Below are 25,362 nucleotides of genomic sequence, written 5' to 3'. Positions count from 1 at the left end.
GTGCGGAGGTGGGACGACGAAATCGAATTCTAACGAATGACCGATTTCTGTCCCACTCTCTATTTTGACGATTCAGTTTCATCCTTTAAGATCTCTTTCTTCACGCGCACCGTACTCTCATACTCAGCTCCAGCTAAACGGTCAAACGGAAAGCGACGATTAAGTAAGACGATGGCAAGAGTCAGAATCAAATACAATAAAAGTGCAAAGAAGAGCAATAAAATTATGGATAGGGTTAAGAGGGAATTATCCGTCAAATCGCTGTTCAAGAACGAAATCAAATAGAACAATCCCTGAGGAATCAGATAGAAATAGCCGACTACTAGGATCCCCCGCCAGATGGTGCGAAGCCATTTTTGCTTTTCAAAATGCAGGCGGAATTTCAGCAAAGCCATTCCCAAGGTTTTGCCCCGCCACAAGGGAATCAGGCCAAAATAAACAGCCAAAATCGCTACATAAGGAATCGCCCCTAAACGCTCGATCAGCGCGTAAAGTAAGGATAGCATCACAAAGTCGATCAAGAAAGCTAGACCCATCCGAAGACCCGATACTTTCATCCCTACTCGGAAAGAATGCTGGTCGATTTCATCTCGCGTCGGCAATAACCAAACTAGGAACCAACCGAGCAGGTAGCCCACTCCACCACCGGTGGTATTTTGAATGATATCATCGACATCTGCTAGGCGGTAAGGACCCGGATACCTAAAGTAGAGACCTGATAACTGGGTCAGCTCCAAAAAGAGACTAAAGAGGGCTGTCAGGAGAATCGTTTTCTTAAAACCACACTTGAAATAATAGCGCAGATACATCCCAAAAGGAATCAACATCAGAACATTAAAGGCAGGCACATAAAAAGTCGGATGCTTAATGGCCTGAAGCCAAGTGCTTGTCTGCGCCAGATCAAAGGGACTCTCCTTGAAAAAATCCACCACAAAGGCAAAGGGATAAAGATTGATCATTTCCGAGTAGCTGGTATGGATCTTACTTGGATCCGGCAGGGGCAAGACCACCAAGAGATAGACCGTCATCAAGTAAAGCATAAAAGAATAGAAAATCAGCACCCGTAATTTATTGACCGAGCCATATTTTCGGTAATTCAAAATCATGTAGGGCAAGGTCAGCAAAAACGCTAGGAAAGGAAAGAGCTGAACAGCTGTTTTAATTGTAGAAATATAGCCCATTGTGTCTCCTTTTTTTCGTTATAAAATCACCCTTTGCACAATGACAAAAGGTGATTTTTCATTGATATAGAGTATTATACGGCGCAGTGAGGGAAGAGTCAAGGAAGCAGGATGAAAATCTCGCTTAAGAGCCAGTTTCATTGGTAGAAGCCTTCTTCAGGCTGTTACTTCCGAAAAAGACCAATAGATAACTGGCAATCCCTGAAAGGTGTAGCCAGGTCGAGATCCAGCCGGTGATGGCCGGTAAGAGCATGAGGCCAGATAGAAAAACTAAGAATAGATAAAACAGTTTTACGGAGAGCGAATACTCTTTCCACATATTTGGTAGGATCAGAACTCCCCCGGTTACAAAGGCATAGCCTACAGCAGAGATCCCTGTTGCCTGAATGTCCTGCCCTTGCGTTAAAAGATGAAAAATGATGGAAGAGAGAGCTGTCGCCGTCACAAAAACAATCAATACTTGCCTGGATCCTCTTTTTCTTTCTAACAGTCCACCAAAAGGAAGGACCATGAGTCCATTTAAAATCAAATGGACCCATAAAAACCAGACAGGGGCTCCTTTACTGCCATGCATCAAGGTCCCACTGACATACTGCCAAGCATAGGCCGGCTTCGAATGAAAGGCCAACAGGTCATACATAGCATCCCCAAAAAAGGAAGTCAACAGGCCGAGCAACAAACAAGTTAAAGACAAAGTACTGACAACGGGGTAGGTTTTGAGGATTCTTTTCATGTTTCTCTTCTCTTTTTCAAAAAATAGCGTTACGATGTATCCATTCACGACCATTATACCATTTATTGTATTGGAGACAGAAAACTTTTTGGCTTCTTTCGTTTCAAATCTTTGCTGGAAAGCCTGAATATCGTGACCTATTAGTCGATCATTATTCAGACCTCATCCCTATTATTAGAATACCGTAGCGGATATTTGACTTTCCATTTCAGAGGGTATATACTTATATTAATCTGAACTAAATAGTTTTAATTCTTTAAATGAACTGTCTTCAATTCAGATTAAAAAACTACTTACTTAACGGAGGTGACACTATGTCATTAGAAGAAAAATTGAACCAAGCCAAAGGCTCTGTTAAAGAAGGCTTCGGTAAAGTAACCGGCGACACAAAAACAGAAGCTGAAGGCGTTGCTGAAAAAGTTGCATCAAAAGCTAAAGAAGTTGCTGAAGATGCAAAAGAAGCTGTTGAAGGAGCTATCAAGGGCGTGAAGAATATCCTTCACAAAGACGATAAATAATCCTTAACGTTCTAAAACCACCCTATTTTCTACAGTCCTATTTGACTAGGGAAGATAGGGTGGTTTTTTGTTTATTTCTAATTCAGTTCCGGTATACAAAAAGAACACCCCGAAGGGTGCTCATTGTAATGATTAGCATTCTTTTAATAGAACGTTTACTAAAGCTACTTTACAAATTTTTTAGAATTTTTATGTTATAGCTCTATCTTGGAATGAAATTTATTTTGATTGACTCATCCCTTTCAACATCGTCACCTCCATTTTCGACACCATTCATATAAATCCACGCTATTTAAAGTATCGTTTTGTTTTTCTTAATTGTGCAATATTGATATAGAGATGGATTAGAGCCGTTATAAGGACACCAACTAACTGCACTTCACCAAGAATGATGGATAAGGCAAATAAGATGATATAGACCGATGGTAAGATTAACTGATTGAGTTTGAACAAGATTAAATAAGCCTCTGCCATTTCCGCCTGTTTTTCTCCCTCATCATACGTTTCTAGATAGTCTAATACTTCTTTTGGTGTGGCTAAAATAGAGATCTGGTAATTACGAATTTTGCTCGTTGTTTTGACGCAGAAACTTCCAACAAGAATGGTTAATACCGCTAAGAGAAAAACTGATAACGGAAGATCATGACTAGGTAACACGGTAACCAAACTGAAAAACATACTAACTTGCAAAACATTGTAAGCAACTGTCCCATAATCTAGAGAGCGATACATCTTGATATAAGCCAGCTCATTTAATTCATCATCTTCTTCTGCTAGGTAGCTATCATAAGCTTTCCTACTATTCATAATAAAATAAAGAGCTACTATGGTCGATAGTATTCCCAGACAGAAAAAGAAGGTCGTCAAAACAAACTGTACTTGCTCTTGAGAAATGTTTAAATGAAGATTTGTGAAGGCAACACCAAACATTCCGATTAAACCACCCAACAATAAACTTCCTAACAATAGTAATAAATGTTTCTTTTTCATTTTCCATCTTCTTTCTAAAATAAACTAAGTAGTCCTTGAACCAGAGCATGACCAAATCCAAAGGTAGCTGTTAACACTTGATCACCAAAGCTATTCAGGAGAATGGAAACTATATAGAAAAATAGGATCTTGTAGCCTGATTTTTTGATGACTTCTTCAAGAGACCCACTCCCCATCCAGCCAGCTAAAAGGGCATAGCTTATCACTGTGAGAAGACTAATTTCTATAGAAGATAAAAAAAGCAAAGCGACTAATGCACGAACCATCAGGGGATCTACCTTGAAATAATTAGCGATACCCGCACAAACCCCTGCAATTTCTTTGTGTTCGGTATCTACTTGAAAATCTGCCAAAAACTCTTTCATAATCTTACTCCTTTTATACTCTTTCTTTTACTTTCTTTTCCACCCGCTCAAAGACGAAACTAAGAATCAAGCTAGTCCAGAAAAAATAATTACTGTCTAAAATGTGAAACCATCCCAGCAAGGTCCCGATCATCATCGAAACATTTGCTACAAAGGCAATGATACAAAGATAATACATTACTCTATATTTGTTCATGATTCTTCCTCCTCTAAGCGAAATACCGACTCTACTGGCTCATGAAATATCTGAGAGATTTTCAAGGCAATTATAATAGAGGGGGTATACTCATCACGCTCTAGCAAACTAATAGTCTGCCTCGATATACCTGCTAGCTTTGCAAGCTCGGTTTGGTTTAAACCATCACGAGCGCGAAGCTCTTTTAAACGACTTTTTAGCTTCATATTTACCATTGTCTATCAAATTCAACCATTTGGCTTAGATAGCCTAAAAACGGTAGAATTTGATCTTTCCTCCTTTGCTATTAAATAAGATAGTATTAACGATGCACACATAGTTCCTCCCTATCTAAGTTCTTATTTCTTTAACTTGATTACATTGTAACATATCTTTTTATTTTTGACAATGATATTAGTCAAAAATATCATGATTTTTGTCAATTTGTAAACAATTTAAGTCAAATTGCTCATTCTGATTCAAAATTGCTTAGAGCATTTCTCTAAACAGTGACAATATGAAGGCTTAATATCACAAAAGGTATAAGGTGAATTTTGGGGTGAACTTTGTATTTTTGAAACAAAAAAGACAGCCAAGAGAGTTCTCTTGAATGTCTGTAAACGTCGATAGTTTCGTATTGATTAAGATTTTGAGTCAACTGACTTTGTCAGGATGCAGCCGTATTTGTACGTGGCTAAAGCCACAACAACTGTGTCAATTGCCACAATTTAGCATGAAAATACAAAAAAACACCTTGCAAGATGCAAAGTGTTTTCGTTTGTATTCTGCTGTCCAGCAACGAATTAACGTTTAGAAAACTGGCTATCTTTACGAGCTTTTTTCAATCCTAGTTTGAAAAGTCTGGCTTTTAGGACAGCTAAAAAGCGCTTGATAGGAAACATCCGAAGAGTTTCTGCCGATTTTGATTTCAAGAAATAGGAATAGATGTATTTAAAATAGTGCAATTTCTTAACGCAAAACTTTCAATCCTATCCTCTTCCTTCTTATCCTAACAAAGTTTGTAATATTGGAATAACAACGATAAATAGAACCGTACTTAGAGTCACCACATTCGTAGAGAATTCTACATCTCCTTTGCCCTGATTAGCAAGGATTGGGAGAACAGCTAAAGCTGGTGTAGCGGACTGAATCATAAAGGTCTTAAATTCTACTGTTGCCATATTTGGTGCAAAGAACTTCAATACAAGAAGCATGATTAGAGGAGCTAGGATAAAGCGTCCAACTAAAGTGACAATTGTATCTTTATCAAAAGTAATAGTTTTCAAGCCTGCCTTTGCAAGAACGATACCAATATAAATCAGAGATAGGGGAGTGACGATATTTCCAACATAGGTTAAGGTATTCGTTGCGAAATTTGGAATAGAGATTCGGAGAATCAAAAACAGTAGAGCCACAAGAAAACCTACAAGCGGAGCTGGTAGCAATTTCTTCCAGTCAAATTTACTTGTCTCCTTGCTTTGACCCGATTTACTATCGCTCGTCATCAAATACACGCCCAATGTCCAGGTAGAAATCGTGTTGGTGATATAGTAAATTAAGAAATAAGGAAGAGCCTGATCCCCAAAAAGAGCAACGTTTAAAGGTAAACCAATAAAAATAGTATTGGCATTCACAAAGGTATTCATCATGGTTCCTCGCCGTCCTGGACGAACCTTGAAAACCATAACTGCAATATAAGCTACGATATAGCCCAAGATAAAGGCCACAAATGTATAAAGGAGGCCTCCAGAAAGACTGATTAGCTTATCTAGCGTTAGGTATTTCATCACCGACACAAAGATTGACGCTGGCAAGGCTACATTCATGATTAAACGAGATAGGTTAGGTCCAAAGTCATCTCCAAACCATCCCTTCACCTGAAGAATATACCCCAAAACAATGATAGCGATAATCGGAATGATACTCGTAATCGAGGTTAAAAAGAGTGACATAGGTATCCTTTCTAAATTACTTAAGTCCACAGCCCATACAAATCTGTCGCTAGCAAAGGATAGGCAGCAACAGTGAATTATTTATACTCTGGATACCACTTCAAATCACGAACTGCTTTGGACATATCTGTTTCCTTAGCACGCGCAAGACCTTGCTCTTGCGCTTTTTTAGCGACTGCTTCTGCTACTTTAATAGAAACTTCTGCTACATACTTGAACGGTGGCAAGACAGGAGCTCCTGGTTGGCCTGGATTGACAATACCACTCAATGAATGAGCCGCTGCTCCAATCATTTCATCAGTCAAAAGACTTGCTTCAGAAGCCAGCATACCTAGACCAAGACCTGGGTAAATCAAGGCATTATTGGCTTGACCAATCACATAGTCGACACCTTTATAAGAAACTGTATCAGCAGGAATTCCTGTTGCGACAAAAGCTTTGCCATCTGACCATTCAATCAAATCTTTGGCACTAGCTTCTGCTAGTTTGGTTGGATTTGACAAAGGGAAAATCATCGGACGTTCTGTGTTTTCACACATAGCTTCTACTATTTCTTTAGTGAAGGTATTAGGTTGAGTCGAAGTTCCTACAAGAATGGTTGGCTTCACAGTCTTCACTACTTCAAGCAGGTCAGTCAACTTGTCTGCATTACTAAAGTCAGCACGTTTCTTAGCAAACGGTTTTTGTTCAGGAGTTAGGTCATCCATGTCATCAAAGAGAAGACCTTGTTTATCAACCATAAAGAAACGTTTATAGGCTTCTTCTTCAGAAAGACCTTCACTCACCATTTCACGAAGAACACGAGAGGCAATTCCTGCACCCGCAGTACCACCACCATAGCAGAGATAAACTTGATCTGTTAATTTTTCACCACTAATATCCAGTGAACCAAAGATACCACCTAAGGTAACGATTCCTGTACCTTGAATATCATCATTAAAAGTTGGAATTTGTTTCCGGTATTTTTCAAGAATATTGGCAGCATTCGAGCGGCCGAAGTCTTCCCAGTGAAGGTAGAGTTTAGGAAAGAGACGTTCTGCTGTTTGAACAAATTGGTCAATGAAGTCGTAGTAACGATCTCCGCGAACCCGTTCGTGACGATTTCCTAAGTAATTAGGGTTGTTACGAAGTTCTTCACGGTTAGTTCCTGCATCAATAACTAAAGGAAGGACCATAGAAGGATCGATTCCAGCAGCACCCGTGTAGACCATCAATTTCCCAACAGAAATATCGACACCATTTGTTCCCCAGTCCCCGATTCCAAGGATTCCTTCTGCATCTGTTACAACAATGAGACGAATCTCGCGATCCCCAGCAGCATTTTTCAAAGTGGCTTCAATATTTTCAGGATGATTGATATCAAGATATCCCGCATATTGGGGATCTACAAAGAGGTCACTATAGCCTTCAATGGTATCTGCAATGGTTGGATCGTATACAATTGGATTAAATTCCTCCAAATGTTGAGAAAAGAGGTAATAGAAAAGAGTCCGGTTGGTATTAAAAATTTCCATAAGGAAAAGACGCTTTTCCAAATCATTGGCTTTTGTTTGCATTTGCGCATAAGTTTGCGCCGCTTGTTCTTCAATCGTTTGAACATACGGTGGCAGTAAACCAACAAGGCCTAGTTCCTTTCGCTCCTCTAAGGTAAAGGCAGTACCTTTATTGAGGAAAGGGTTGTTTAAAATATCATGTGCAGTCATAGTGCAACCTCCTTTTTGTTTCTATTATACCACTTAAAATGAATTGTTCGTCCAACTTTGTTGTTTAAAAAATACGATTATGTTCGTATATGTTATAATGAGTCTACGAGAACAATTTTCTAATAAGCTTTTTTATACTTAAAACACTATTATTGATGATGCTTCAAGTTGTTATATTTTATAAAGTTCTGAAGTCATGAAACTCTCGATGAGCACTCTTTACTAAAAGTTTCAAGTATAGCAAAATAATCATACAAATTGGCAATCCTAATTAAAATTAATACCATATAAGTTCCTTATACAATACTTTGTACTTTTTAATGTGTTTTTTTGTCATGCAAAACTTGTATTCTATTTATATGACAAATAAAAACTATTTACAACACTATATTTCCCAAAAAGTGAAATATTTTCGAACACAAAACAAAATGAGCCAGGAAGAACTTTCGGAACAAGCGGGACTTGGGCTTAAGTATATCAACCAACTCGAAAACCAAAATGTGAATCTGACCATTCACAGTCTTGAAAAAGTGATTGACGCCCTAGAGATGACCCCAGAGGAATTTTTCAATTTTGATAGTCTTGAATCAACCTCTGATAAGACTGACAATCTTTCACTCAAAAGAATCAACATGAAGATTAAACAGCTCCCTATTGATAAACGAGAAAAGATGTTGGTCATTTTTGAAAGTATCTTAGATAATCTTTGAGATTCCTGACTCACTTACATTTTAACCGGCGAATACTCGTATAGTCAAATTGTAGGATACGGATAAAATTTATTTATCTGGTGATTTCCACTTATTTTGTCTCCAATTAATGAAAGTGAGCCCCTATGAATTTAAAAGATCTACAATATTTTTATGACCTCTGCCAGCTTCAATCCTATACGGAAGTAGCAAAACTACATAAAGTCAGCCAACCATCTATTTCTTATGCCATCAAGCGCTTAGAGGAATCTTTTAATTGCAAATTGATTCACCACGATCCCTCGCATCGTTCCTTCAAACTCACTCCTCAAGGGCAAATCCTTCTAAAGCATACAGAAAAGATCTTACCTGAGGTTATTTCTACTCGCAAAGAAATTAATCGCTCCTTGGCACAATACTCTACTGTAGGATTCCCTCCTATTATCATTCAGTATCTCTTTGCTGCCTTAAACGAAAAAGATAAATTCGATTTTTTAAAAAAGGTACGCCCTATCCGCGGTGGCTCCTTAGAGTTATTAAATCTTCTCCTCAAGGGAGACCTTGATGCAAGCCTACTCGGCTTGATTGAACCACTCAATCATCCTTCAATAGAGACACATGAACTCTTTCATAAAGAACTGTATGTCGTTTTATCTAAGAACCATCCTCTTGCTACTGCTCCTTCCCTCACTTTTGAAGAGTTAGTAGATCAATCCTTTATACTTTTAGACGAACACTTTGTGCACCTGAAAGCTTTTGAACTACTTAATCAAAAGTATCAAAACAAGGCAGAAATATTCTTTAAGACTGACGACATTGTCATCATTAAAGAACTTTTAAAGAAAGGGATTGGCCTTAGTTTACTGGCTGATATCGCACTTTCTGATGAAGATGATGATTTAATAAAAATCCCTCTAATATCGGAGGACCAGATAACATTTACAGTTTATTACGCTTATCTCAAATCAGCTACACTGTCATCAGAAGTAAAAGCCTTATTTCATCTCATTAAATCATATGAATAGAAAAAAACTCTAGCTATCAACTACCTGATAGCTAGAGTTTTTTACATTATAGCTCTTAGACTAAAGCGTGAAGAAATAGGATATGATCGCCGAATTTTTCATTTACCCGATACCCTTCAAGGAGATTTCTAATTATAAATCTACAAGATATCAATAAAAAAGAACACCCCGAAAGGTGCTCTTTGTAAGTATCATAATTCCTTCGAAGAACGTTTACTAAATTGTGATGCTTTACGAGCTTTCTTAAGACCTGGTTTGGAAAGTATGGATTTCAGTTGGACTAAAAACAGCGTAATATCAAGGCTTTTCAGAACGATATCTACTTTTTAATTTCATAAAATATGAATCAATAAATTATAAATAGGGGAATAGTTTAGGTCTGTAAGCATTAAAATAATACACCTAACTTTGGTCACCGTTTTCTAGTTATTCACTCTTTTTTCAGATAGTGTTTTTAAAGTTATGATGTAAAATGCCGCAATTAAAACACTATACATCATAATCGGAGGATAGAGAATTAAGGATAGAATCAATCCCACTCCTTTAATTATTAGGTCAGGTATCAATAACTTTCTATATTGTGCGGTAGCTTCAAGTAATTCTTTCTGATCTATATTGGGTTTATCAATTACTTTATGTAGAAACCAGTTTGCTACCGTTGAAACAATAACGATCAGTCCATAAAAGAGCTGTGCCGTATGATCCATGAAATGACTACTAACTATTCCAGTAGCATAGGGCATAAATGAAACAAAAAATAAAAGATACAAATTCTTTCAAATTCCTCCCTTTTCAACTTGGCTAACTTGACCTGCATTACCTAGGTCGCTTTGCTTTAAATTATACTTTTTTCTTAAACATTTGATACGAGTAGGTATTTCTTGTGAGTAATTTTCATCAAAAAATTTCATATATAATCTCCCTATAATCATGGAAAAGTAGTAAAAATAGTTGTTATCCTAGTTGATTAAAAAAATCTCTGATTTCCTCATCTTTTATAAAATAATATATAATTTTCCCCTCTCTTCTAGTGTCCAAGATGTTTTGATTGGCTAGTTTACGAAGATGGTGGGAGGCAGATGCCATACTGAGATTTAATAAACAGGCTATATCGCAGACACAGAGTTCTTCGACGGCAAGGAGATAAAAGATGATATTTATCTGTTTATTATCGGTAAATTTTGATAAAATGCGAAGTGATTTTTGGACTTTTTCCTTTTCAAGGTAGTTCGTTGCGGTTGTAACATTTTGTTGATTTATAACATCCACTTGACAGATACTATCTTTTTTCATAATTTTTTCTCCTAGCTTAACACAGCCCATAGCATGTCAAAGCTGTTGTTTTCAATCAAGATATACATCCCCAATCCTAAATAGACAACGGCAATAAACCATCTGCTATATTTTTCCAAAGTTTCTCCAACAGAAGGGACTTGTGCTAATTTTTGGGCAGAAAAAACCAAGAGATAAATCATGACTAGAAAAGTAAGTAAAGTCACTATCAAATTCGCTAAATTTAAGGTGGTAAAATATGGGACAAAGACACCAATATTGTCAGCGCCACAACTTGCAAAAGTAATCATAGCGACTAGAAAAATCAGGTTTTTATTGTCTTTTCGCAAACCATCTTTTGCAATAGCTTCTCCATCAGAATCTCCTAAAAGCAAAACTTTGAGGCCTAGGAAAATTGGAATCAAACCGAGTAAACCTAAAATCTCTTTACTAGGAATATAATTTAAGACAAATGCAAAAAGCAAACTTAGGAATATTAGACTAACAGAGCCTAGAAATTGTCCTAAATAGATGTTAATGATGTCCTTTCTGCTTTTTCTTTTGGCAAAAAATAACATTAGGATAATAAGTAAGTCTACGGCTGTCCCAGAATACAGGATTATTGAAGTAACAATATTTTGAATCATAAAACACCTCATTCAAATATATTTTTGAATGTATTCTAACATTAAACTTTGTAGATGTCAACTTAAAATCCACCAATTAATAATTGCATGTCAATATTTGTATTGTAAAACTAGTTTCAGAAATATATAGTTTTAAAGTATGTCCACTGCCAATGGTTTTTTCAATATTTAAAAGGAGAGAACCAATTTGGTCCTCTCCAGGGTATAATTTTCCACCAACCCACTACAGTTGACAAAGAGCCGTTATTCTCAAATGAGACAACTCCTTTTAGTTTTTATAACCTCAGCTTCTCGGTCTCTTACCTACTTTTAATAGAAAGACTACGAAGGACGATTCTTAAAGTAGTCAGATTGTGCAATATCGAAAGATTAGATGGGCTTAACCAATTTAACAACCCAAATCCAATTAAACTTCCATTTATTACAACTGTTTCTTGAATATTTCTTTGAATTAATTTCTGCAACGATTCAGATAAAGAATTCAATTCCTCGAAGAAATCTAAACGATTATCTAATAATAAAATATCACTCATCTGCTTAGAAATATCAGCACTTTCATTCATCACAACCCCAATATCTGCAAGCGTCAAGGCAGCAGAGTCGTTTAACCCGTCTCCAACCATCAAAATAGTTCGGCCAGCTTTCTGTAATTCCTGAACCAACTGAAACTTACCATCTGGTTTTAAATCAGTATAAACGTTGTCAAATGGCAGATCTTTAACCAACTCTTCTGTTCTAGCCAACGTATCACCAGTTGCCAGAATCAGTTTTTTCCCTTGGCGCTTTAGCTTTTTCAATGCAACTTTCGCCTCGCTTCTCAAGGGAGTGTGGATACAAAACATCCCAATTAATTCTTTCTTATAAGCCAAAAACAATAAATTGTAATGAGTCTTATATTGCTCAATCAAGGCCAGCTGCTCAGAACTAATTCTTACCTGTTCGTCTTGCATTAGTACATAATTTCCAATGACAACCGATTGACCATCAATTTGCGATTTAATCCCTTTGCTTGCAACATACTGAAGCTTGCCATGCATTTCTTCGTGTTCAATGCCTTCAATTTCAGCTTGTTTAACAATTGCATTGGCAATAGGATGATAGATATGTTCCTCCAAACATGCACTTATTCTTAAAATATCTTTCTCAGTATAATCTCCGAAAGGAAGAACCTTTTCAACCAAAGGATAACTCGTCGTGATGGTACCCGTTTTATCAAACAAGAAAGTATCCACTTCCAGATATTTTTCTAATACATCACCATCTTTAATAACCATTTCTCGATTTAGACCTTCCTTTATGGCCGTAAGGTAGGCTACAGGTGTGGATATTTTTAGAGCACATGAAAAATCCACCAATAAAAAGGAAATGGCTTTTGAAAACGAACCTGTTAACAGATAAGTCAAACCAGCACCTAAGAAGTTATATTTTACAACCTTGTCTGCCATCCTAATAAAATGACGTTGTTTTGTCTTCTTACTCTCTTCAGATTTTTTCATCAGATTGATGAGTTGCAAAATACGACTGTTTATCTGATTATCAGTCACACGAATTCTTAACTCTCCTGTTTCCAAAACAGTATTCGCACATACAGAATCTCCCTCTTTCTTTTCAACAGGGAAGCTCTCTCCAGTCAAGGAACTCTCATTGACCATGCCTAATCCTGAAACCACTTGGCCGTCAAACAAGATTTCATTACCTTGGGAGACAACTAATACATCACCTACTTGAACATCAGAACTCTTGATGCTGATGACCATGTCTCCCCGCACTAAGAAAACATCACTTTCTTTAGCAAGAAGGCTTTGTTCCAAATCTGTTGCTGTTTTTTTTAAAGACCACTGATCCAGATGATTACCCAAATCAAGCATAAACATGATGTTGCTAGCTGTCTTGGATTGGTTCATAAACAAGGACAACAAAATGGCCGAACAGTCCAAGACCTCCATGGTTAGTTCCTTGCGCGCTAAAGTTTGATAGGCTTCTTTGACATAACCCAAAGCCTGATAACAAGTCCAAATATAACGAATAGGGTAGGGTACAAAACTTCGAAACAGCAAACGCTTAATCGCTGCACCCGATACAATTGAATAAGCACTCTCTTCTCTACGAATGGGAAGAGTCATCAAGTCCGAAACTTTCCCCTTGTCAATTTTTTTTAAAAAGGCCTCTGCATTTTCTAATACAGAGAAGCCTTCTTTCATACGTAGAGTAAAGTGCTGCTGATCCATATAAAACTGAATAGAGTCGATCCCTTTTTCATCTTTAGCCAAGGAACGAAGATAATCTTGAATATCCAAGGTCAGTGAAAACGAGGACGATAATCGGATATGTTGATATCCTCTGTGTAGCACTTTAAAAGACATATTATTCACCTGTCAGGCTATCTAATTGTTCTTCTTTCTTTTCCTGTTCGTATAAATATTTAGCGTCTTGTAAAACATCATCACCGTGTTGTTTTACAACAGAAACAGATGCATCCAGTCCATCTTTCAATTTGTAAGCTTTAGCCAAGGCCTTAGAATAGCCTTTCTTAGCTTCTTTACTTGCTAAGACTTTCAAGCCAAGCGTCCCAAATGCTACCCCTCCTAAGAAGAGAGATGATTTTTTCGCAACTTTTGCGACGTTTAATACTTCTTTTAACATGTTTATTTCCTCCTTGTAACTATTGTAGCGAAAAATGACAGCAAAAGCAATTGCTGATATCTGATATATAGATAAAATTCTCTATACTGATATTTAATTATATTATGATGAAAACAATATACTTTATTTTTTGATACTGTAAATAATTATGTGTAAACACTTAAGTAGAGTTACGGAGTGTTAATTAAATAAGCTTTCAAGTGTATCAGAACATTGACCAAACCCTTTATGGATTCGTTGACTTTGCTTGAAATTATAATCTTCAAACAACGTAACTAAGTAACGTTCCAGAGCCTCCTCATTAGGAAAAAGAACCTTCTTTTTCGTTTGATGTTTGATTTCTTTGTTAAGAGACTCAATGAGGTTTGTCGAATACATGCTGTGCCAAATCTGGTAGGGAAACTGATAAAAAGTTAAAAGATTATCCGTCTTCTCCAGACTTTCCATGACTTTCCTATACTTTGGTTTCCATTCGGCGAGAAAGTCCTCTAAAGCTTGTCCTGCCATTTCTAAATTTTCAGCACGATAAATCATTATAAATTGCCCCAGAATAACCGCTCTATCTGCTCGTTTCACTTTACTAGCTAGATTTCGACTAATATGAATTAAGCAACATTGTTGTTTAGCTAATGGGTGAGCCTGACTGATAATCTGCTCAAGCCCCTTAAAGCCATCTGTAACTACAAGAGAAATCTGTTGGATTCCTTGGTTTTGAAGCTTGTCTAACAGGGTGGACCAAGAAGCATTGTTTTCTTGAGGCAACTGTGCATAGCATATCTCTATGCGACTAAAGTCGCTAGAGCTATCCTAATTGCGCACCGCCAGTTCTCATAGAAAAAAACACCTTGCAAGATGCAAAGTGTTTTCGTTTGTATTCTGCTGTCCAGTAACGAATTAACGTTTACTAAATTGTGATGCTTTACGGGCCTTTTTCAAGCCTGGTTTCTTACGTTCAACTTTACGTGAGTCACGTGTAAGAAGTCCTGCGCGTTTCAATGAATCGCGGAAGTCTGGGTCTACTTGAAGAAGGGCACGAGCGATACCGTGACGGATAGCTCCTGCTTGACCAGCGTATCCACCACCTACAACGTTAACGAAAACGTCGTATGAACCTGCAGTTGAAGTAACTGCGAATGGTTGGTTGATGACCAAACGAAGGTCAGCGTGTGGGATGTACTCTTCAACATCTTTTTTGTTAACAGTGATTTTACCAGTTCCTGGAACAAGGCGAACGCGTGCAACAGCGTTTTTACGACGTCCAGTACCTGCATATTGTGCTTGTGACATACTTTATTGTTCCTTTCCTTAGATAAGTCCTGAAATATCAAGAACTTCTGGTTGTTGTGCAGCGTGAGTGTGCTCAGCTCCAACGAATACTTTCAATTTCATACCTTGAGCGCGGCCAAGAGTATTGTGTGGAAGCATACCTTTAACTGATTTCTCGATCAAACGAACTGCATTTTTAGAACGAAGTTCACCAGCAGAGATTGATTTCAATCCACCTGGGTGGTTTGAGTGAGTGTAGTAGATCTTATCAGTTGCTTTTTTACCAGTCAATTTAACTTTTTCAGCATTGATAACGATTACGAAGTCACCTGTATCAGTGTGAGGTGTGAATGTTGGTTTGTTTTTTCCGCGAAGCACGCTAGCAACAACTGCTGAAAGGCGTCCAAGAGGTACATCAGTTGCGTCAACAACGTACCATTTGCGTTCTACTTGGCCTGGTTTAGCCATGAATGTAGTTTTGTTCATGATTTCTCCTATATGAATGTCGTTTTTGTTTACAGGGCGGATGTTCCGGTCCGCAAGTTATTTGAAAGGTTCCGGGGCCTTACAAATGGGGTAAACAATACCGCCTACTATTGTATCAAAATTCTAAGATAAAAGTCAACCGATTTGGAAAATTATTTGCGATTTTCTTTTCCAATGACAAAACCGATCAAAGAATTCGGGCCAACATGGGCTGAAATAACCGGTCCAAGGGGCATCACAAGGACTTCATCAATCCCTTCAAGCGCAAGTATTTCTTGCTTCAGTGCTTCTGCTCCTTCTAGATCGTTGGTATATGATACCAAGGCTGTGCCTTCACCGATATCGGCTTTGATCAGCTCCAGTAATTCTCGGACAGCTTTTTTGCGTCCCCGAACCTTGCTAATAGGAACTAATTTCCCTTCCGCATCTATCCAGAGAATGGGTTTGATGCTGGCCAAACTTCCCATGATCGCAGCACTTTTTGAGAGACGGCCGCCACGCATGAGGTGATATAGATCATCGACGAGGAAATAAGTCCGCAGTTTTGGAGCTAGAGCCATGATCTCTTCTTTGGCTTCTGCTAATGAGCGACCCGCATCGCGCGCAGCTACCGCCCGCATGACCAGATAGCCCTCTCCAATCCCAGCAGCCTTAGGATCGACAATCTCAATCACGGCTTCCGGATAGTCTTCTAAAACCAGGTCTCGTGCCATGACTGCACTCTGATAGGTCCCTGATAAGACCGATGAAAAGGCTACATAAAGTACAGCTTTTCCTTCTTTTGCAAAGTGCTTAAAGGTCTCCTGGAATTGGCCCACATTAACCTGACTGGTTGTCGGTTTGGCCCCATTTTTCATGCCTTCTAAAAGCTCAGGGCTGGTCAATTGACCTTCTCCTACTGTCTGGTATACCGTCCCATCTAACTCAATGGTCAAACCCAGAATGGTTACCTGGTGTTCCTTGGCCCAATTTTGGTCCAAATCTGCGGTCGAATCGGTTAAAATAGCAAATGTCATTTCTTGTCTCCCATCATTTCTTGTAATTGTCGCAATACTTCGTGATCAAGCGGTCGCATGGGTGGTTTTTGATCATTGACCACTCGCTTCGCCTGATTGAGGTTTCCTTTGACGACTGCGACTCGTTTCTCTAACTCTCTAGCAGATACCCGAAGGGCTCCTTGAGCAAAGACAGTCCATTGTTCATGTAAGTCACTGGTTGCAACGGATACCTGGTGGAGGGGCGTATTGAGCTCTGCCGCCAAGCGCTCGATATAGTCATCTGCCGTCTCATCCTCACCGGTAAAGACCACCTGAACATTGAACTCATCGTAGGTCTGCCGCACTCCTGGCATATACTGGGCATCAAAGACACAGATGACTTCGATCCCTTCAAAGCTAGCATAATGGCTCAGTTTTTGCAGGAGGATGTTGCGCGCCGCATCGAGCTCACTTTTTTGAAAGAGCTGGCGGGTCTCCTGCCAGAAGGCAATCATATTGTAGCCGTCAACCAATAAGATTTTTCGTTTCATATCATTGCCTCTCTACTATTTATAGTCGGTTGCGAAAGACCTCATACATGAGGATAGCTGCTGCCACACTGGCATTGAGGCTTTGAACATGGCCATTCATAGGAATGGTGATCATCTCATCGACTTGCTTTTTGATATTGGCTGAGATCCCTTTTCCTTCATTACCAATGATCAAAGCCAACTTACCAGCCGTATTCCACTGGTGAGATGGCGTGCCGTTCATATCGGTTCCAAAGATCCAGAAGCCCTCTTCCTTTAACTTGTCTAGGGTTTGGCTGAGATTGGTCACACGGGCAATGGGAATGTGTTCCACTGCTCCGGTAGACGTTTTTGAAACCACTGGGGTTACCCCGACTGCCCGGTGCTTAGGAATGATGACCCCTGAGACATTGGTCGCATCAGCTGTCCGCAAGATGGATCCAAGATTGTGCGGATCGGTCAAGCCATCGAGAATCAACAAAAGCGGGTTCTCTTCTTGGGCTGTCCGTTTCAGAATCGCTGCCAAGTCTGTATAAGCAAAGGCTGCGACACGAAGGACGAATCCTTGGTGAACGGCTCCTTCTGTCATTTCTTGCAGGGTTTTCTTTGGCGTCCAAGAAATCGACACTTTTTTCTCGGCTGCTAAGGCCTTGATCTTGTCAACATTTTTCCCTCGGAGGTCTTCTTGAATATATAATTTATTGCCTGTATTGGCTTGTAAAGCCTCGGTGACTGCATGGACACCGTATACGATATCGTTATTTTCCATAGAACTAGTATACCACAAGAAAGAAGGATGAGGCCAATTCATGATATAATGAAATGAAATCTATCTCAGCGAAACCAGCAAAATAGAAAGGAAGCCATGCCTCTTTTTCAACGAACCATCAAGCTCACCTTGGCCACCTGTTTAGCAGCTGCCCTTGCTTATGCTCTGGGCTTGACCTATGCCATCTCAGCTGGCGTCATTGCCATCTTGAGCATCTCTGATACGCGACGGAGTACGATCAAGCAAGCCTACCAGCGCTTTATGTCGACCTTGCTAGCCCTTGTGATCGGAAGTATCGCTTTTTCCTTTTTTGGCTTCAACCTTTGGGCACTGGGAGTCTTTATCGCTCTCTATGCTCCTTGTGCCTTTCTAATGGGATGGCAGATCGGCATCACGCCTAGTACGGTCCTGGTCACCCATCTCTTGATTGAGCAGTCTACTTCCTGGGGGCTCTTGCTCAATGAACTTGCCCTCTTTTTAATCGGGACCAGCTTTGCTCTGCTGGCCAATCTCTATATGCCTTCTAATCAGGCTGCGATTGATCACTACCATGATGTTGTCGAAGACCAACTGAAAAAGATCCTTGGTCGTTTTGCGGAATTACTTGGTAAGGGGGATGGTCGCAACGATGCCCGCTTGATCAAGGAATTGGATGGTATCCTAAAGGACGCTTTAAATCTTGTCTATCTGGATCATTCCAACCACCTTTTTCATCAAACCAACTACCACATTCACTACTTCGAAATGCGCAAGCGTCAAAACGACATCCTGCGGGATATGGCAGAAAACGTCAACCGCTGTCAGTTAGCAGCGAGTGAAAGTATGATCCTGGCTCAACTTTTTAAGAAGACTGCGCAACAGTTAAGTCAGGAAAATCCTGCCCAAAATCTTCTAGATGATATTACTCAGTATTTGGCGATCTTCCGCGAACGGCCCTTGCCCAAGACCCGGGAAGAATTCGAAACACGCGCCACCTTACTCCAATTGTTAAGAGATTTAGAAACCTTCATTCAGGTCAAGGTAGATTTTTATCAACAATTTCATCAGGAGACAGAATAGACAGAGAAGCCCTTGCAAGATGCAAAGGCTTTTTTATTGCGGGAACTGTTGAAAACGCTTTCCTAAAATGGTATACTAGAACAGGAAAATAACTTTTTAAGGAGGGTCTTCTATATGAAGTCTTCATATAAGAAACATTTGTACACTACGACACTCAGCCTCTCAGCTGCTGTCTTGCTTTCCGTTATCGGACATGGCCAAGTATCAGCCGATAGCTTAGAAGCGCCTCAAACAGAACCAAGTACGGTCCTTGAAGCGGCACCCGCTACTGAGCAATCTGTGACAGCTGAGACTGCCAGTCCTGCTACAGCTGAAAAAGGAGACACCGCAGCCCCTGCCACTTCTGCAGAAGCAGCAACGACTTCTGATGTGGCTTCTACTACAGAAGTTGCTCCAGCCGCTAGTCCAAGCACTAACCGTGCTGCAACGACCGCTGACCAAGCGACACGATTGGCTGATAGTACCATTTATCTCTCTGAAAAGAGCACGATTGATGACAAAGTCCAAGAAAAAGCTCAAGCTGCTGGCAAGATCAACTGGACCTTGGACAACAAGCCTCTCTCGGAGTGGAAAACCTGGGATATGGAGACTGGAACCCTGAGCAAGGATCTATTCCTTACTATCACAGAGACTGCAAACGGCAATGATTTGGATCTCCATATGGAAGTAAAAGATCTCTTTGGTGAAGATCTTAGCCTTCGGAGCCCAAATAATATCCGCCGGACTTACCGCAACTACATCGGCAATCATGAGCTGGTCGGGACCAATGCAGACTTGGGTGTGACCATCAATAAAACTCTTGTTTTTCGACCTTACCAAGACTACCATACACATGAAGAGATGCTCGCTGCTATCGAAAAATCCAAGGAAGAAGCGAAACCTGATCGTTTAGTGCAGTTAGAAACCCTTGGTAAGAGCGCCCAAGGCCGGGACATGAAGATGGGGATCGTGAGCAAGGACCAAGCCAGCATCGATCACTACCTGTCTAGTACCAACCCTACAGCTTTGACCAAACCAAGCGAAATGCTGGCTGCACTGAAGGACAAGACCTTGGATTACAAACTACCTGTCTTAGTCCACAACACCCACGCGGATGAACAGCCAGGGATCGACATCATCACAGGCCTCTTCAATACCTTTGCGACCAAGGAAAAGGTGACCTTTAACACCACAGATGAAGCTGGAAATGCTAAGACAGTCACGCTAGACATCCCAACTCTCCTAAATAAATTCATCTTCTTATTTGACTTCACGGAAAACCCAGATGGGGATGCTCTCAACCTGCGGGCCCTAGCAAACGGGCTCGATCCAAACCGGGATGCTAGCTACCAAACCAACCCTGAAGTTCGCACGGTTATCCAAATGATCAACAAGTGGAATCCGATCGCTCTCTACGACTTACACGGTTTTGTAAAAGAATTCTTAATCGAACCTGCAACACCTCCACATGATCCGAACTTCGAATACGACCTCATGTCCAACCTCATGCTGGAAAATGCCCATCATATGGGCCGGGCTGGAGTTGCTAATTCCAAATACGACAGCTACATCATTCCAAAACTGGATTGGGGAGATGGCTGGGATGATTCCTTCTCAGGTTATACAGGTGTCTATGCTGTCTATCACGGTATCTTGGGCCACACCATTGAAATACCAGAATCCAACCAAGAATCCTATAAGGCTGGACGCAATGCTGTCCTCGGCGGCATTGACTTCCTCAACCAAGATCCAGACAAACTCCTTGAGATGCGGCTCAACTTCTACTTACGTGGTCTCAATAAAACTGAAGATCCAAAAGCTGAAAATGAACTGGTCGGCCCAAATGGGGAAATAGTTGGACGTGTGAAAAACGGTCGTCCAAAATTCTTCCCAGACTACTACGTCATCCCAATGAGCCTCGACAAAGACAACGATGCCCAAGAAGCTTTCAATATGATCGACTACTTCAAACGCAATGGTGTCCTCGTCAAAGAACTCAAAGAAGATATTGGCAACTATAAAAAAGGAGACTTAGTCATTGATATGGCCCAAGCCAAACGGGGCTATGCCAACCATATTCTCTATAAGGGCTCCAACGAATCTGCCTGGGCTGCGATGTACGCAGAGTTACTGGTTAACTTCCCAGATATGAGAGGGTTCAAGTCCGAACCTGTCTTTGAGGATGGTCTTTTCAATGGAAAATTAGGCGAAGTCACCACTACCCGTGCGACTCGTACTTCTGAGATCGATCCAAAAGCTCCTTACTATGTGATCGCAAATACCTCAGCCAGTGCCGTTAAAGCTATCAACCAGGCCATTTCCCAAGGAAAATCTGTCTACCTAACAGATGATGGCTACATCGTTGACCGCGATACCTTTGCTTCGCTCCTGCCAAACTATGCCATCTATGGTGATGCCCTCTACAAGGTACCAAGCGGGCCAACCTTGAAACCGATGAAGGTCTACTCTCCAAACTACCACTATAATTGGGCTGGAGTAGATGCGCCTGCTCATACTAGTCTGGTCCTTGAAAAATTAGGCTTCCAAATCGTCAATACACCAGAAGAAGCGGATGTTGTTATTTTGGAAAGCAACCGCTTTGACGCTTCCATTTTTGGCAAGAAACCAACCCTTGTCATTGGTGGGGAAGCCATGCAAAAATTGGAAAAATTGGGAGTTCTTACAGGATTTGACGCTGAAAAATTAAAAGGCGGTAGTGACTACGAAGGCTTGATGAAAGCGATTATTGATGATCAGGATCCATTGACCAGCGGATACAAGAAAAATACCCTCTTCTACTCCAATTCAGGAAACTGGATTGAAAAGGTTCCAGAGCATTTCAAGACCTTGATGAGCATCGCTCCGAGTGATTATTATATTGCAGGTTGGTGGCCACATAACGATGTTCTGGCCAACAAAGTCATGGCCATCTCTGGAGAACTGATGGGACAACCACTCTTTGTCTATGCAGGAAATCCAACCAACCGTCAACACCCTGTCCACTTCTTCCGCTGGGTAACCAATGCGATCTTTGGCAGCAAGTTGGCTAGCTTGATGGATTACGTCCCAGCTAAAGAACCAGATCAAGTGGTGGTTCCAATTCATAACCAAACAAGCACTCCACAGCCAATCTTGACCAAGAAGGATACTCCTAAAGTCCTCCTTCCACAAAAAGAAACGACAGTTGAAAATGAAGAAAGCGTGCAAGCCTTGACTTACCAAGTAGGACAAAGCTTCCAAGAAAGTCCAGCCAAGGCACAATTGCCACAAACTGGAGAAGACACAAGGGCGCACTTCATTCTTTCAGGCTTCTTGCTAGCCGTTAGCGGAGGCTTCCTTCTCTTGAAAAAGAAAGAAGTGGAGTAAGTTCCAGGCTTAGACTTGGATGACATGAAAAGAACCCTCGCATCTGCGAAGGTTCTTTTCTATTCCACCAATTCCAACACAACAGTTTGGTAAGGGGCCAATTCTAATACCTGATCTCCTTCTTGGAACAACCCAGCAGTATTATTTAAAACGAGCGTTTTAATCGGAGCTGGCAACTCCAAAGTGGCCTCACGATTTTGGAAATTGCTGATTACCAAGAGGCGCTTGTCCCCACGGCGTTCGAAGGCGATGATATTCTCACGGTCCCGATAAGCTGGGATCATATCTCCAAACCGGATGGTATTTCCATAGAGGGGATGGCGATACAAGGCCGTCAGCTGACGGTAATAATTCAAGATAGAATCTGGATCCTTTTCCTGGTCTTCCACATTAATGGAATAATCTGGTTTGGGACTGATCAGCCAGGCTGGTCCATCGCTAAAGCCCAGACCTGGCTCCGCTGACCACTGCATCGGTGTCCGCGCATTGTCTCGGCTGTAGTTGGCAATCACTGCTAAGGCTTCTTCCTCGCTCAAACCAGCTTCTTTAGCCACATGATAGCCATTGATGGTCGCGATATCATCAAAGTCCTCTACTGATTCAAAGACTTGGTTTTCCATTCCAATTTCTTGGCCTTGATAGATAAACGGAATTCCCTTGCGCAAAACCTGAATAGTTCCTAGGGCTTTTTTACTGGTGTCGTTTACTGGACCTTCCACAATATAATGGGACACGCCACGAGGTTCATCGTGGTTCTCAATGATGGTCGAGAGAACTCCAATACTATCTGCGCGCTCATGCGCTTGGAAAATACTTTCCTTGAGTTCATCTGCTGTTGGAAGACTATGGTCAAACCAGCCTTTTCCTTCCTGCCCTAAGCAGGTTTGTTTGAAATCAAAGATCGATGAGAAAACGCCATCTTTTCCGATAAAGAAATGCAACTCTTCGTCGGTTTCATTGAACACTTCCCCTACTGTGAAGGCATTGTACTTGGCAAAGGTCCGCTCATTTAACTCTTGCAAGAAGGGTTCAATCGATTGGGCATTCACTAGAGACTCCGGTACTGGGACCAAGCCATTTTCGCGATCAGACGGAAGCGAACGCCATTCTAGATCTTTTTTGATATTGATAATAGCATCGATCCTAAAGCCCGCGATTCCCTTGTCCAACCACCAGTTGATCATCTTGTAAATTTCTTCGCGCAAGACAGGATTTTGCCAATTGAGGTCTGGCTGGTCCTTGTGGAAAGAATGGAGATAGTACTTATTGGTGCCAGGAACCGGCTCCCAAACACTGCCCCCAAAATAACTTTCCCAGTTGTTGGGTTCTTTGTCACTTTCGATAAAATAAAAGTAATCCGCATAAGGGCCATCTGGATCCGCTAAAGCCTTTTGGAACCACTCGTGATGACTGGAACAATGGTTGACCACCAAGTCCATGATGATAGAAATGCCCCGCTTCTTACCTTCCGCAATCAACTCTTCCATATCTTCCATAGTCCCAAAGAGGGGATCAATGGCATAATAGTCTGAAATATCATAGCCCTGGTCAATAAAAGGACTCTTGTAAACAGGAGATAGCCAGAGAATATCAATTCCTAAGTCTTGAAGGTAATCGAGTTTCTCCGCGATTCCTTTTAAATCCCCAACACCATCACCATTGCTGTCCTTAAAGCTTTTTGGGTAAATCTGGTAAGCGACCTTCCCCTTCCACCAGTCTTTTTCCATGTCTTGTCTCCTTAAAATGAAAGAGACCGAGACAAATCGTCTCAGTCTCTATAGTGTCAGTAGGTATTAGTATACTGTTTTTTCAGTTTCTTTGTCGAAGAAGTGAGCTTTGTTCAAGTCAAATCCAAGTTCGATGGTTGCACCAGTTCCAAGGTAGTCACGCGCATCCACTTTAGCGATGAATTCGTTGTCACCAACTTGGCAATACAAGTGAGATTCAGAACCGAGCAACTCAGACACAGAGATCGTAGCTTTCACAACTGATTCTGGGAAAGTTTCAAGGAATGCAGCTTCTGTATTCACGTCTTCTGGACGGATACCAAAGATCAATTCTTTACCATCATAGCCTTTTTCTTTCAAGACTTTCAAAGCACCTTCTGGAACTTTCAAATTCAATCCATTAGCAACGATGTGTCCACCTTCCAATTTCACGTTAATGAAGTTCATCGCAGGGCTTCCGATGAATCCAGCTACGAATTTGTTCACTGGGTTTTTGTATACTTCTTGAGGAGTTCCGATTTGTTCTACACGTCCGATTGTACCAGTACCTGCAGGGTTTTTAGTAGCAGACATGATAACGATACGGTCAGCAAGTGTCATCGCTTCTGTTTGGTCGTGAGTTACATAGATCGTTGTAGCTCCGATACGACGGTGGATTTTCGCGATTTCAGCACGCATGGATACACGCAATTTTGCATCCAAGTTTGACAAAGGTTCGTCCATCAAGAATACTTTTGCATCACGGACAATGGCACGTCCCATGGCCACACGTTGACGTTGACCACCAGAAAGGTCAGCTGGTTTACGATCCAAGAATTCTTTCAAGCCAAGGATTTCAGCTGCTTCTTGTACACGTTTGTCGATATCTTCCTTGCTGTATTTACGCAATTTCAAACCAAATGCCATGTTATCGTACACAGTCATGTGTGGGTAAAGAGCGTAGTTTTGGAATACCATGGCGATGTCACGGTCTTTAGGTGCCACGTTGTTTACAACAGTACCATCGATGGAACATTCACCTTCTGTGATATCTTCAAGACCAGCGATCATACGAAGAGTTGTTGATTTACCACATCCTGAAGGACCTACGAAAACGATAAACTCTTTGTCTTTGATGTCCAAGTTGAAGTCTTCAACTGAGTAGTGTTCGCTGTTTGGATATTTTTTGTAAATATTTTTAAGATTTAATTCTACCATGATGGTACTCCTTTGATTTTTATAGTTCTATTGTAAATGAAAACGTTTTACAAATCTATGGCAAGTCTCACAAAAAAGAAAAAGAGTTTTGTGCAAGTTGCACAAAACTCTCG

26 protein-coding genes and 1 pseudogene are annotated in these 25,362 nt (G+C 40.6%); 5 read left to right on the top strand and 22 right to left on the bottom strand.

Going from position 1 to position 25,362, the window contains the following annotated elements; all coding sequences use genetic code 11:
• Nucleotides 1-59: 59 nt before the first annotated feature.
• Together AB5Y61_RS06825 and AB5Y61_RS06820 are read right to left on the bottom strand one after the other, a co-directional pair.
• The gene (locus tag AB5Y61_RS06825; protein ID WP_368403616.1) at nt 60-1,181 is read right to left on the bottom strand and encodes a VanZ family protein; all 1,122 of its coding nucleotides are present in this window, start codon (nt 1,179-1,181) and stop codon (nt 60-62) included.
• A gap of 124 nt (nt 1,182-1,305) precedes the next feature.
• A complete protein-coding gene (locus AB5Y61_RS06820; protein ID WP_368403615.1) occupies nt 1,306-1,914 on the bottom strand; it encodes a rhomboid family intramembrane serine protease in 609 nt (202 codons plus the stop codon).
• Between the two features lie 314 nt (nt 1,915-2,228).
• Here AB5Y61_RS06820 and AB5Y61_RS06815 point away from each other — a divergent pair, with 314 nt between their 5' ends.
• On the top strand, nt 2,229-2,432 hold the full coding sequence (locus AB5Y61_RS06815; RefSeq protein ID WP_368403614.1) for a CsbD family protein: 204 nt from the start codon (nt 2,229-2,231) through the stop codon (nt 2,430-2,432).
• A 288-nt stretch (nt 2,433-2,720) separates the two neighbouring features.
• Here AB5Y61_RS06815 and AB5Y61_RS06810 read toward each other — a convergent pair whose 3' ends face one another.
• The 6 genes from AB5Y61_RS06810 to AB5Y61_RS06785 all read right to left on the bottom strand — a co-directional run bounded on the left by AB5Y61_RS06810 (nt 2,721) and on the right by AB5Y61_RS06785 (nt 7,617).
• Nucleotides 2,721-3,422, bottom strand: coding sequence for a DUF3169 family protein (locus AB5Y61_RS06810; RefSeq protein ID WP_368403613.1), 702 nt, complete (start codon nt 3,420-3,422; stop codon nt 2,721-2,723).
• Nucleotides 3,423-3,436: 14 nt separating this feature from the next.
• Complete coding sequence (locus AB5Y61_RS06805; protein WP_195327355.1) at nt 3,437-3,787, bottom strand: PspC domain-containing protein; 351 nt, start codon at nt 3,785-3,787, stop codon at nt 3,437-3,439.
• Nucleotides 3,788-3,800: 13 nt separating this feature from the next.
• Nucleotides 3,801-3,983, bottom strand: coding sequence for a hypothetical protein (locus AB5Y61_RS06800; protein WP_195327357.1), 183 nt, complete (start codon nt 3,981-3,983; stop codon nt 3,801-3,803).
• Nucleotides 3,980-4,189 carry a helix-turn-helix transcriptional regulator gene (locus tag AB5Y61_RS06795; protein WP_368403618.1) on the bottom strand — a complete coding sequence of 70 codons (210 nt, stop codon included), beginning with the start codon at nt 4,187-4,189 and terminating at the stop codon, nt 3,980-3,982. The genes AB5Y61_RS06800 and AB5Y61_RS06795 overlap by 4 nt, the downstream gene beginning before the upstream one ends.
• Before the next feature lie 777 nt (nt 4,190-4,966).
• Nucleotides 4,967-5,914, bottom strand: coding sequence for an AEC family transporter (locus tag AB5Y61_RS06790; RefSeq protein WP_368403612.1), 948 nt, complete (start codon nt 5,912-5,914; stop codon nt 4,967-4,969).
• Between the two features lie 77 nt (nt 5,915-5,991).
• Nucleotides 5,992-7,617: a malolactic enzyme gene (locus tag AB5Y61_RS06785; RefSeq protein ID WP_368403611.1), complete on the bottom strand. Its 1,626-nt coding sequence runs from the start codon at nt 7,615-7,617 to the stop codon at nt 5,992-5,994.
• A gap of 359 nt (nt 7,618-7,976) precedes the next feature.
• On the opposite strand from AB5Y61_RS06785, the gene AB5Y61_RS06780 reads away from it, so the two are divergent.
• Both AB5Y61_RS06780 and AB5Y61_RS06775 read left to right on the top strand, forming a co-directional pair.
• Nucleotides 7,977-8,327 carry a helix-turn-helix domain-containing protein gene (locus tag AB5Y61_RS06780; protein WP_049518052.1) on the top strand — a complete coding sequence of 117 codons (351 nt, stop codon included), beginning with the start codon at nt 7,977-7,979 and terminating at the stop codon, nt 8,325-8,327.
• A 125-nt stretch (nt 8,328-8,452) separates the two neighbouring features.
• Nucleotides 8,453-9,331, top strand: coding sequence for a LysR family transcriptional regulator (locus tag AB5Y61_RS06775; protein ID WP_368403610.1), 879 nt, complete (start codon nt 8,453-8,455; stop codon nt 9,329-9,331).
• Nucleotides 9,332-9,753: 422 nt separating this feature from the next.
• On the opposite strand, the gene AB5Y61_RS06770 is transcribed toward AB5Y61_RS06775, so the two are convergent.
• From AB5Y61_RS06770 to rlmB, 12 genes and pseudogenes are all read right to left on the bottom strand, one after another.
• A complete protein-coding gene (locus tag AB5Y61_RS06770; RefSeq protein ID WP_439145117.1) occupies nt 9,754-10,038 on the bottom strand; it encodes a hypothetical protein in 285 nt (94 codons plus the stop codon).
• Nucleotides 10,039-10,107: 69 nt separating this feature from the next.
• Entirely contained in the window at nt 10,108-10,242 is a 135-nt protein-coding gene (locus AB5Y61_RS06765; protein WP_002889641.1) for a hypothetical protein, read from the bottom strand.
• Nucleotides 10,243-10,285: 43 nt separating this feature from the next.
• A complete protein-coding gene (gene cadX / locus AB5Y61_RS06760; RefSeq protein ID WP_000711078.1) occupies nt 10,286-10,624 on the bottom strand; it encodes a Cd(II)/Zn(II)-sensing metalloregulatory transcriptional regulator CadX in 339 nt (112 codons plus the stop codon).
• Nucleotides 10,625-10,635: 11 nt separating this feature from the next.
• Nucleotides 10,636-11,250, bottom strand: coding sequence for a CadD family cadmium resistance transporter (locus AB5Y61_RS06755; protein WP_368403609.1), 615 nt, complete (start codon nt 11,248-11,250; stop codon nt 10,636-10,638).
• 299 nt (nt 11,251-11,549) lie between these two features.
• Nucleotides 11,550-13,613 (bottom strand): heavy metal translocating P-type ATPase, encoded by a 2,064-nt coding sequence (locus AB5Y61_RS06750; RefSeq protein WP_002893754.1) that lies wholly within the window; start codon nt 13,611-13,613, stop codon nt 11,550-11,552.
• Nucleotide 13,614: 1 nt separating this feature from the next.
• The gene (locus AB5Y61_RS06745) at nt 13,615-13,893 is read right to left on the bottom strand and encodes a DUF6110 family protein (RefSeq protein WP_002893755.1); all 279 of its coding nucleotides are present in this window, start codon (nt 13,891-13,893) and stop codon (nt 13,615-13,617) included.
• A gap of 180 nt (nt 13,894-14,073) precedes the next feature.
• Nucleotides 14,074-14,664, bottom strand: a pseudogene (locus AB5Y61_RS06740) (IS256 family transposase); the annotation flags it as partial.
• 123 nt (nt 14,665-14,787) lie between these two features.
• The gene (rpsI, locus tag AB5Y61_RS06735) at nt 14,788-15,180 is read right to left on the bottom strand and encodes a 30S ribosomal protein S9 (RefSeq protein ID WP_002893764.1); all 393 of its coding nucleotides are present in this window, start codon (nt 15,178-15,180) and stop codon (nt 14,788-14,790) included.
• An 18-nt stretch (nt 15,181-15,198) separates the two neighbouring features.
• Entirely contained in the window at nt 15,199-15,645 is a 447-nt protein-coding gene (rplM, locus tag AB5Y61_RS06730; RefSeq protein ID WP_002876943.1) for a 50S ribosomal protein L13, read from the bottom strand.
• Nucleotides 15,646-15,797: 152 nt separating this feature from the next.
• Nucleotides 15,798-16,661, bottom strand: a complete 864-nt coding sequence (locus tag AB5Y61_RS06725; RefSeq protein WP_368403608.1) for a DegV family protein — start codon at nt 16,659-16,661, stop codon at nt 15,798-15,800.
• Nucleotides 16,658-17,173: an NYN domain-containing protein gene (locus AB5Y61_RS06720; RefSeq protein WP_368403607.1), complete on the bottom strand. Its 516-nt coding sequence runs from the start codon at nt 17,171-17,173 to the stop codon at nt 16,658-16,660. The genes AB5Y61_RS06725 and AB5Y61_RS06720 overlap by 4 nt, the downstream gene beginning before the upstream one ends.
• A 19-nt stretch (nt 17,174-17,192) precedes the next feature.
• Nucleotides 17,193-17,921, bottom strand: a complete 729-nt coding sequence (gene rlmB / locus AB5Y61_RS06715; RefSeq protein WP_205011099.1) for a 23S rRNA (guanosine(2251)-2'-O)-methyltransferase RlmB — start codon at nt 17,919-17,921, stop codon at nt 17,193-17,195.
• A gap of 96 nt (nt 17,922-18,017) precedes the next feature.
• Here rlmB and AB5Y61_RS06710 point away from each other — a divergent pair, with 96 nt between their 5' ends.
• Both AB5Y61_RS06710 and AB5Y61_RS06705 read left to right on the top strand, forming a co-directional pair.
• Nucleotides 18,018-18,980 carry an aromatic acid exporter family protein gene (locus AB5Y61_RS06710; protein WP_368403606.1) on the top strand — a complete coding sequence of 321 codons (963 nt, stop codon included), beginning with the start codon at nt 18,018-18,020 and terminating at the stop codon, nt 18,978-18,980.
• 114 nt (nt 18,981-19,094) lie between these two features.
• Nucleotides 19,095-22,325, top strand: a complete 3,231-nt coding sequence (locus tag AB5Y61_RS06705) for an LPXTG-anchored zinc carboxypeptidase (protein WP_368403605.1) — start codon at nt 19,095-19,097, stop codon at nt 22,323-22,325.
• A 59-nt stretch (nt 22,326-22,384) separates the two neighbouring features.
• Here AB5Y61_RS06705 and AB5Y61_RS06700 read toward each other — a convergent pair whose 3' ends face one another.
• Nucleotides 22,385-24,052, bottom strand: a complete 1,668-nt coding sequence (locus tag AB5Y61_RS06700) for an alpha-glucosidase (RefSeq protein ID WP_368403604.1) — start codon at nt 24,050-24,052, stop codon at nt 22,385-22,387.
• Between the two features lie 66 nt (nt 24,053-24,118).
• Nucleotides 24,119-25,249, bottom strand: a complete 1,131-nt coding sequence (locus AB5Y61_RS06695) for an ABC transporter ATP-binding protein (RefSeq protein ID WP_049518228.1) — start codon at nt 25,247-25,249, stop codon at nt 24,119-24,121.
• Nucleotides 25,250-25,362 lie beyond the last annotated feature (113 nt).

Source organism: Streptococcus parasanguinis (genome assembly GCF_040908565.1).
Lineage (GTDB): Bacteria > Bacillota > Bacilli > Lactobacillales > Streptococcaceae > Streptococcus > Streptococcus parasanguinis_AC.
This window is presented reverse-complemented; position numbering and strand designations above follow the sequence as displayed.

Excerpts from the sequence above, each read along its gene's own strand:
- AB5Y61_RS06825 (WP_368403616.1), bottom strand. The coding sequence starts at position 1,181 with ATGGGCTATATTTCTACAATTAAAACAGCTGTTCAGCTCTTTCCTTTC.
- AB5Y61_RS06820 (WP_368403615.1), bottom strand. The coding sequence starts at position 1,914 with ATGAAAAGAATCCTCAAAACCTACCCCGTTGTCAGTACTTTGTCTTTA.
- AB5Y61_RS06815 (WP_368403614.1), top strand. The coding sequence starts at position 2,229 with ATGTCATTAGAAGAAAAATTGAACCAAGCCAAAGGCTCTGTTAAAGAA.
- AB5Y61_RS06810 (WP_368403613.1), bottom strand. The coding sequence starts at position 3,422 with ATGAAAAAGAAACATTTATTACTATTGTTAGGAAGTTTATTGTTGGGT.
- AB5Y61_RS06805 (WP_195327355.1), bottom strand. The coding sequence starts at position 3,787 with ATGAAAGAGTTTTTGGCAGATTTTCAAGTAGATACCGAACACAAAGAA.
- AB5Y61_RS06800 (WP_195327357.1), bottom strand. The coding sequence starts at position 3,983 with ATGAACAAATATAGAGTAATGTATTATCTTTGTATCATTGCCTTTGTA.
- AB5Y61_RS06795 (WP_368403618.1), bottom strand. The coding sequence starts at position 4,189 with ATGAAGCTAAAAAGTCGTTTAAAAGAGCTTCGCGCTCGTGATGGTTTA.
- AB5Y61_RS06790 (WP_368403612.1), bottom strand. The coding sequence starts at position 5,914 with ATGTCACTCTTTTTAACCTCGATTACGAGTATCATTCCGATTATCGCT.
- AB5Y61_RS06785 (WP_368403611.1), bottom strand. The coding sequence starts at position 7,617 with ATGACTGCACATGATATTTTAAACAACCCTTTCCTCAATAAAGGTACT.
- AB5Y61_RS06780 (WP_049518052.1), top strand. The coding sequence starts at position 7,977 with ATGACAAATAAAAACTATTTACAACACTATATTTCCCAAAAAGTGAAA.
- AB5Y61_RS06775 (WP_368403610.1), top strand. The coding sequence starts at position 8,453 with ATGAATTTAAAAGATCTACAATATTTTTATGACCTCTGCCAGCTTCAA.
- AB5Y61_RS06770 (WP_439145117.1), bottom strand. The coding sequence starts at position 10,038 with ATGGATCATACGGCACAGCTCTTTTATGGACTGATCGTTATTGTTTCA.
- AB5Y61_RS06765 (WP_002889641.1), bottom strand. The coding sequence starts at position 10,242 with ATGAAATTTTTTGATGAAAATTACTCACAAGAAATACCTACTCGTATC.
- cadX (WP_000711078.1), bottom strand. The coding sequence starts at position 10,624 with ATGAAAAAAGATAGTATCTGTCAAGTGGATGTTATAAATCAACAAAAT.
- AB5Y61_RS06755 (WP_368403609.1), bottom strand. The coding sequence starts at position 11,250 with ATGATTCAAAATATTGTTACTTCAATAATCCTGTATTCTGGGACAGCC.
- AB5Y61_RS06750 (WP_002893754.1), bottom strand. The coding sequence starts at position 13,613 with ATGTCTTTTAAAGTGCTACACAGAGGATATCAACATATCCGATTATCG.
- AB5Y61_RS06745 (WP_002893755.1), bottom strand. The coding sequence starts at position 13,893 with ATGTTAAAAGAAGTATTAAACGTCGCAAAAGTTGCGAAAAAATCATCT.
- rpsI (WP_002893764.1), bottom strand. The coding sequence starts at position 15,180 with ATGTCACAAGCACAATATGCAGGTACTGGACGTCGTAAAAACGCTGTT.
- rplM (WP_002876943.1), bottom strand. The coding sequence starts at position 15,645 with ATGAACAAAACTACATTCATGGCTAAACCAGGCCAAGTAGAACGCAAA.
- AB5Y61_RS06725 (WP_368403608.1), bottom strand. The coding sequence starts at position 16,661 with ATGACATTTGCTATTTTAACCGATTCGACCGCAGATTTGGACCAAAAT.
- AB5Y61_RS06720 (WP_368403607.1), bottom strand. The coding sequence starts at position 17,173 with ATGAAACGAAAAATCTTATTGGTTGACGGCTACAATATGATTGCCTTC.
- rlmB (WP_205011099.1), bottom strand. The coding sequence starts at position 17,921 with ATGGAAAATAACGATATCGTATACGGTGTCCATGCAGTCACCGAGGCT.
- AB5Y61_RS06710 (WP_368403606.1), top strand. The coding sequence starts at position 18,018 with ATGCCTCTTTTTCAACGAACCATCAAGCTCACCTTGGCCACCTGTTTA.
- AB5Y61_RS06705 (WP_368403605.1), top strand. The coding sequence starts at position 19,095 with ATGAAGTCTTCATATAAGAAACATTTGTACACTACGACACTCAGCCTC.
- AB5Y61_RS06700 (WP_368403604.1), bottom strand. The coding sequence starts at position 24,052 with ATGGAAAAAGACTGGTGGAAGGGGAAGGTCGCTTACCAGATTTACCCA.
- AB5Y61_RS06695 (WP_049518228.1), bottom strand. The coding sequence starts at position 25,249 with ATGGTAGAATTAAATCTTAAAAATATTTACAAAAAATATCCAAACAGC.